Genomic DNA, 2,203 nt, shown 5'->3' with positions numbered 1-2,203 from the left:
CTAGGTCAAATAATGTCGGTCTACTTGCTACGGTCTAGTATGTTGGGCCAAGTTGAGTAGGTCAAGCTGTATAGGTCTAACCGCTTCGTTCTTCGCTATCTGGTCAAGCTATGTCGGTCAAATAATGTAGGTCTACTCGCTGTGGTCTTCGCTGCTGGGTCAATTAGTGTCAAGCTATGCAAGTCTACTCGCTTAGGTCTTTATTGTAGTGTCAAGTCTTGTGGTCAAGCTGTGTCAAACGAAGTATGCAAATTCGCTTTGGTCATTGCCGCTAACGAGCAGGTATTTGGGATGTGGCTGAAAATAGCGCTGGGTCAGCCGATAACTAAAGCCAAATACCTGCTCCTAAAGCTCAAATATATAACCTACTGCCCAATATTGTATGGTCTGCCGGAACAAAAGCTAAAAAAGGGCTAAAAGCCGAGTGAGTTCCGTCAAGCCAGCCATATCGCAAATACGGATGTTGGCTGCTGGCAAATTTGTCAGTCGTAGTCAACCCACCTTTCTGCATACTTTGGATTTTTAAAATAGTCAAGCTGTACAAGTTTTTGTCTTGCTGAATGTTTTGTTTTTTCGTCAAAAAGAATTGAATATTCTCGACGAATAATTGATTCTTCAAAACATAAATCAAGTCGCCCTGCTTCTTCTAATTTCTTTAATGCTGATTGTATATATTGACCATTTTCTGCTGTTGCTAATAAAGTCGCAGCAATTACAGCAGTGTGTTTTGTAATAAGTGAATACGCTAATGCAATATCAAGTCCAATATTTAATTTTTTAGAAACCTCAATTCTTCTTTCAATTTCACGATTATATTCTTGCTCCAAATTTAAAATTGCTAAATCTTCAATATTATTGATTTGATTTGTTATTTGCAAGTGACTAACTCTCGTTTGTGGTTTGCTATTTTTAGACAAACTCTCAAACTCATCTTTAAAGTCCTTTACGATTGCTTCATCTTCAATACAAAGTATGTTTTCCTTATTATAACGCCGTGCTTTTACAGTCCAATTATAAGATCCTGTTATAACTTTAGTGTCGTCAATAATGCAAAATTTATGATGCATTATGTAATCAATTTTCAAGATGTTTGAAAATTGTACAGTGTCCCCCAATAAATGCAGGTCATTTAGCTTTCTATTTATTTCATCGTTGAAAAGAATAATTGAAATATCAACATTGTCTTGTGTTTTTTTGTTTAGAAGCAGTTTTAAAAGTTCAGGGTCTGTAAACCACGCCAAAGCCGCTTTGATAGATTTTTTGGATTTCTCAATTTCACTATAGATGAAATGAAAGATGTCTCTGTTTTTTCTAAATTGTAAACTCATTTAGTTAAAGGATTGTCAAATTTGAGATTTCGCGATTGCTTGCAGCCAACGAGTCGGTATTTGGGATGTGGCTGAAAATAGCGCTGGGTCAGCCGATAACTAAAGCCAAATACCTGCTCTAAAGTTCAAATATATAACCTACTGCCCAATATTGTACAGTCAGCCGGAACAAAAGTTTAAAGAAGGACTAAAAGCCGAGTGAGTTCCGTCCAGCCAGCCATATCGCAAATACGGATGTTAGGCGCATTGATGTCAATCTTTTTTTACAATGCCACCCCAGCCAATGTCATTAGAAATTGTATAAACCCCACTTTGCAAGTCTGTCACATAATTATCTATCCAATTTTTAAATGATGTCGCAAGTAAGTCTCTATTTGGTAAGTCATGCCACATTCTGATAATTTGTCCACGAGTGCCGTCACTTGTCGGGTCTAAGTCAATGCAATAGTTGTCACCGCAGCCGTTAGATGTTATAGGAATCCAAGAAGAAGTCCACCAATAAGGCTTTATTCCTTTGTCTGGCGAAGAGCTTGCTGCTTCACCAAACATTTCTTTGCAATTGTTGTCAATGTCTGGCAGAACATCGTTCCATAGTTTCCACTCAAAAATAATCTCGTCAATACTTAATAGTCTGTCGCCGTCAAATAAATTCAAGTGCGTAAATGATTGACCATTGTGAATTTTATAAAACTCAATAAAGTCAATTGGCAACTTTAAACCAACAGCATCTTCTAAATTAATGATGTCTTGCTCTGAAGCACCAGTGTTTAAAGTGTCGAGCATTGGTGGGCAATTTGCAAGAATCCATTCCGCTATTTTATCCCAATATTTTTTCAAGATAATGTTTTTAAAACCTGTCTGCACAGGTTGCGCCT

At 37.2% G+C, this 2,203-nt stretch carries 2 protein-coding genes; both read right to left on the bottom strand.

Annotation, left to right across the window (positions count from 1 at the left end):
• Positions 1-482: 482 nt before the first annotated feature.
• Positions 483-1,328, bottom strand: coding sequence for a phospholipase D-like domain-containing protein (locus tag ACHFIY_RS19210; RefSeq protein WP_410847750.1), 846 nt, complete (start codon positions 1,326-1,328; stop codon positions 483-485).
• Between the two features lie 252 nt (positions 1,329-1,580).
• A partial coding sequence (locus ACHFIY_RS19205) for an SMI1/KNR4 family protein (RefSeq protein WP_410847749.1) occupies positions 1,581-2,203 on the bottom strand: 623 nt, incomplete at its 5' end.

The sequence above is a fragment of the Parasediminibacterium schistidii genome, from assembly GCF_046546515.1.
In the GTDB taxonomy this organism is placed as follows: Bacteria; Bacteroidota; Bacteroidia; order Chitinophagales; family Chitinophagaceae; genus Parasediminibacterium.
The sequence above is the reverse complement of the archived record's forward strand: the minus strand, read 5'-3'. Positions and strand labels throughout refer to the sequence as shown.

What these genes read in the sequence shown, in the direction of transcription:
- ACHFIY_RS19210 (WP_410847750.1), bottom strand. Translation starts at nt 1,328, where the DNA reads ATGAGTTTACAATTTAGAAAAAACAGAGACATCTTTCATTTCATCTAT.